Origin of the sequence: Blautia sp. CAG:257, from assembly GCF_000433815.1 — a bacterium.
GTDB classification, from domain to species: Bacteria; Bacillota; Clostridia; order Lachnospirales; family Lachnospiraceae; genus Blautia_A; species Blautia_A caecimuris.
Genome location: NZ_HF999108.1, coordinates 54,288 through 58,612, shown reverse-complemented (window position 1 = coordinate 58,612; position 4,325 = coordinate 54,288). Strand labels below are relative to the sequence as shown.

Annotated in this window: 5 protein-coding genes and 3 pseudogenes; 3 read left to right on the top strand and 5 right to left on the bottom strand. The window is 44.4% G+C overall.

Annotated features, from left to right (window positions below; translation table 11 throughout):
- The first annotated feature begins 56 nt into the window (after positions 1 to 56).
- The 3 genes from QVP40_RS12175 to QVP40_RS12165 all read left to right on the top strand — a co-directional run bounded on the left by QVP40_RS12175 (position 57) and on the right by QVP40_RS12165 (position 1,122).
- A complete protein-coding gene (locus QVP40_RS12175; RefSeq protein ID WP_022068667.1) occupies positions 57 to 254 on the top strand; it encodes a helix-turn-helix transcriptional regulator in 198 nt (65 codons plus the stop codon).
- Between the two features lie 83 nt (positions 255 to 337).
- Positions 338 to 787: a DUF6773 family protein gene (locus QVP40_RS12170; RefSeq protein WP_022068666.1), complete on the top strand. Its 450-nt coding sequence runs from the start codon at positions 338 to 340 to the stop codon at positions 785 to 787.
- 5 nt (positions 788 to 792) lie between these two features.
- Positions 793 to 1,122: a hypothetical protein gene (locus QVP40_RS12165; protein WP_022068665.1), complete on the top strand. Its 330-nt coding sequence runs from the start codon at positions 793 to 795 to the stop codon at positions 1,120 to 1,122.
- A 318-nt stretch (positions 1,123 to 1,440) separates the two neighbouring features.
- Here QVP40_RS12165 and QVP40_RS12160 read toward each other — a convergent pair.
- The 5 genes and pseudogenes from QVP40_RS12160 to QVP40_RS12140 all read right to left on the bottom strand — a co-directional run.
- Positions 1,441 to 1,921 (bottom strand): annotated as a pseudogene (locus QVP40_RS12160) (MGMT family protein).
- 86 nt (positions 1,922 to 2,007) lie between these two features.
- Positions 2,008 to 2,553 (bottom strand): GNAT family N-acetyltransferase, encoded by a 546-nt coding sequence (locus QVP40_RS12155; RefSeq protein ID WP_022068663.1) that lies wholly within the window; start codon positions 2,551 to 2,553, stop codon positions 2,008 to 2,010.
- Between the two features lie 75 nt (positions 2,554 to 2,628).
- On the bottom strand, positions 2,629 to 2,775 hold the full coding sequence (locus tag QVP40_RS12150) for a hypothetical protein (RefSeq protein WP_022068662.1): 147 nt from the start codon (positions 2,773 to 2,775) through the stop codon (positions 2,629 to 2,631).
- A 109-nt stretch (positions 2,776 to 2,884) separates the two neighbouring features.
- Positions 2,885 to 4,022: pseudogene (locus QVP40_RS12145) on the bottom strand (PTS transporter subunit IIC).
- Positions 4,023 to 4,068: 46 nt separating this feature from the next.
- Positions 4,069 to 4,325, bottom strand: a pseudogene (locus QVP40_RS12140) (RNA degradosome polyphosphate kinase); the annotation flags it as partial.

Here is a 4,325-nt window from a genome sequence, read left to right as displayed (position 1 = left end):
GACATTTTATGAATACAGGATTATACTAAAGGCAACAAACAGAACAGGAGGAACAGATGAAAAATCTGAAACTGAAGTTCGCACGAATGGAAAAAGGACTCTCTCAGATCGAACTGGCAGAAAAAGTCGGCGTTACCAGACAGACCATCGGAATGATGGAGGCCGGGGATTACAATCCTTCTCTGAAGTTATGCACAGCCATCTGCCGGGAGCTGGGAAAAACCCTTAACGATCTGTTCTGGGAGGACGTATGAAGCCAGTATCAGCTGTTACCGTATACCGAAAGGAAACAGCCTGATCACAAAAATTTTCCTTTCCGCATTTCAGGAGGTGAATCATGAAACAGAAATTAGACGAGCGTCAAATACAGGAAGCTACAAAAATTGCATCTATCAGTTTTTATGTCATGTATGGAGTCTGCGCACTTGCGATTATCCTGCAGCTTATTGTCACAGGCCGCCTGGAAAATGTGATCGGTGAAACAGCAGTAATAGCCGCAGGCGGAATTGTATACCTTTCCGGCTCCGTAAAAAAAGGACTCAGCCGGGAAAACTCTCCCTCTCCCCTGCGCAGCCTTTTTGAAAGCACAGTCTTTTCCGCCCTGTTTACAGTATTCTATGTATTTGCTATCCGAAGAAAAGCCGGACCAGAGGCAGAAATCAGTACTGCTGTCCTTCTCTTTTTTACAGGGATCACGGTTCTCTGCTTCTTCACACTGAGACTTATGAACTTCATGACAGAGAGGAAACACAGACAACAGGAACAAAAATATTCAGATGAGGAGTGAGCTTTATGGAAGAAAAACTGATCTGTATTACCACAGTAAAAAGCCGTATTGAGGCGGAGCAAATGCTTTCTTTTCTGAAAGAAAACGGTATTTATGCAGCTATTCAGGGAGGAGTTCAGGAGCTTTATACTGGCGACTCTGTTTCCGGCGACAAAATCATGGTCTCTGCCGCCCATAAGGAAAAGGCCCAAAAGCTTCTGGAAAATTTCTCTCCTGTTGAAACCAGGGCTTCTGATCCCGGAAGGCAGACAACAAAAACCCAGAAAGCCGTAAACTGGATTCTCTTGGGAATCATAGCCGCAATATTGGTTTTTGCAGTAATCCTCCTGCTGTAAACACAGCATTTTTATACGATACTTTGTAAAGAAAGATGTTTAAAATTCAAAAACAATACTCAAAAGTCACATAAGAAATAAAAAAGACAGATCTTACAACACCCTGCCTTTTCCATCTGGTTTAAACCGGCGGAATTTTGTGGCAGTCATAAGGTATCTGTCTTTTTTATATCTGCACTCATTAATATGCTCAAACACCAGCTCCAGAGATATCTCTGGAGCTCTTCTTGTTTCAGAGATCCTCTCTCTTACTTTTTATAATATGCTAATTATTAAAGCTTCCTGTTCCTCAAACCCGCGTTACAAACTGAAATTTTCCTATTTCAAATCAAAGAGGGAGTTTTCATAGTCCTTTACATAGTATCGTATATTTTTACGCCCTTTTTGAATAATGGTGTGTCCCTCTGCTTCTAATTTTTCTTTCTGTGCTTCGATACCATTTGGATATTTAGCATTGAGTTCTCCATTCGCTTTCAATGTTCTCCAATAAGGCGTTTCATCTTCTGAACGCTGATAGCTCGCCCATGCCACGATAGAAACAAAAATCCCTGCTGTAATCGGTTCTGTAAAGTCCGCACCGCTCAACTCCGCAAAGTATTCTCGTATCTTTCCAATAGTAATCACTTTTCCATAAGGAATTTTTTTTCATTACCTTATCATAGTCGATTGGTGGTGCAGAATACATTTTACTTCCACCATATTTTTCAATGCTTTTCTGGTCTGTAATGATTTGAAATTTTGGCATATCCTTATTATCATGCAACATAGCATTAAAATCTTTCTTATCTTCGTTTGCCATTTCTGCCACCTCCTACTTTAAGGATAGTCTGTTCGTCATTTCTATGCAATGAGGCTGTTTGAAAAATTTTGACAACTTCTAATTTTTCAGTCCAGTTCCAGTCTTATTGAAATTAATTCCTGCCAGCCCTGGTAACGTGAGCAAAAGCCCCTTGGATTGCGACCGAATTCCACGAATCCCATACTTTTATACAAAGCAATTGCATGGCTGTTTTCGCTTACAACCTCCAATTCCAATTGAGAATAGCCTGCTTTTTTTGCGCAATCTATGCAGGCTGCGATCAACGCGCGGCCTATTCCAATGCCGCAAAAATCTTTATCAACCGCAACCTCTAATTCTGCACGGTGTCTTATCTTGTTTGATCCCATACTGTCTACGCCCGCTGTTCCGACAATATGTCCGTCTACGACAGCGCAGAGATAAACTTCTCTGTCTGCGTGCTCTCTGTCCGCCAAAAACTGCCTTTCAAACGCTGTGTCAAAAGTTGCCTCATCCCTGTAGGATGCCAAAAAATCTGTCTGCTCATGAGTCAGGAGAAAAATATTTAAAACCTCCTGCGCATCATCACCAACAGCATTTCGAATGCAACATTTCTTATTATTCTTTAACAATACACTTTTTTCATACTGCATTTCTGCTCTCCTCCGCAAATCCTGTCCGATTTTAATAATAACTCTAAAAAACTTTTATTCTTTCCTGTATCCTCTTTACCTCTTATTACGCTGTCCCACAGCAACCATTGTGGCAGCAAAAAAACATAACGCTGCCGCAGCCCAGGCCGCAGTATGTCCTACAGCTCCTGCCGCACAAAAACAAAGTCCTACCGTAAGCAAAACTCCGTACAAAACCTTCATACATTCTCTCCTTAATAACATCCTGAACCAATTCTTCTGCATTATACCAATCACTTAAACATTTTCCCTGACAACAGCTCTTCTTCTCCCATGTGCCTTTCTCACTCGATCAGCCCATGTCAATCTTCAGATCTCCCGGTTTAATGATTCCTTTTGCCCGGAACACTTTTCCTATTGCCCAGGTGATCACGATCGGAAGCACAAAACAGATCAAAATCATTCCAGCCCACTGGAAAGCGCCTGCTTCATATCCCTTTGGCAGTTGTGACCACCCTGTTATGATTCCAATAGGTCCCACAAGTCCGGAGGTTCCCATACCGGAAGATATTGCAGGCCCGTTATTCCTCATCCGGAACACGCAGGTAGAAAGAGCGCCTGTAACAGCCGCGGTAATGGTAGGCGGAATCCACAGCACAGGCTTTTTCATCAGATTCGGCACCTGAAGCATGGAAGTTCCAAGCCCCTGCGCCACAAATCCGCCGATTCCGTTATCCGGAAAGCTTAACACCGCATATCCCAGCATATGGGCGCAGCAGCCTGCGGTCGCCGCTCCGCCTGCAAGAGAAAGTCCGTTCCAGATTTCCATTGTCACAGTACCGTCGGCAAGTCCGGAAAGAACTGCTCCGCCGCCCAGGCCGATGGCTGCGCAGATTGCCGCTGAGCTGATAGGGAGTGTCAGAACTGCTCCCACCACAGCAGAAACCACTATACCCATCAGAAGCGGCTGAAGATTTGTAGCCCAGCCAATAAAGACTCCCAGCGCATCACAGACGGACTTGAACATGGGCGCAAAAACAATTGCAAGAGCCCCGCCTGTGATAATAGTCACCGCCGGGGTCACAATAATGTCAATTTTTGTTTCTTTGGACACCAGCTTTCCCACTTCACAGGCAATAATTCCAATAAAAAAACACAGCCAGGGGTCCTCCGGAGCCGCCCAGAGCATTGCAGGCAGCTCCCACTGCCGCCAGTGAATACAGCACAAGAGGCGGCGCCATAAGCGCGTGGCCGATAGCCAGAGCCATTACAGGACCGGTGACGGAAGTGGCATAGCCGCCGATCTCCAGAAGACTCTGGGAAATCATGCTTCCCGGCGCCACATTCTGTCCTATGGTATTGATGATAGTGCCGATCAGAAGCGACGCAAACAGACCAAGCGCCATAGCGCTCATAGCGTCAATTCCGTATCTTCTGAACGATATGATTACATTCTTTCTTTCAAGAAAAGTTTTCTTTGTATTTCTCATTGCCTTCTGTCTCCCTTTCGTCCCCCCGAACTGTACTTTAAGCTTTTTATTCCTCCTGAAAATCCTCTAAAGGCTCAGCCGGAATAAACACTCTGGAATTTTCTTTCTGCTCTTTTTTCTTTTTTCCTGACAGTTCCTGAGCTTCCCTGCAGAATTCCATCTGAGAATTCACAGGCTGTTTTCCTCTTCTGTCCTGCTTTTCGTAGGTTCCGTCAGGCTGAAGGATGTGGGCTTTTACATTGTCTTTTAATTCCAGTTCCAGCACATGCATGATCTGCGCCTTGATCTTTTCATCCTCTACCG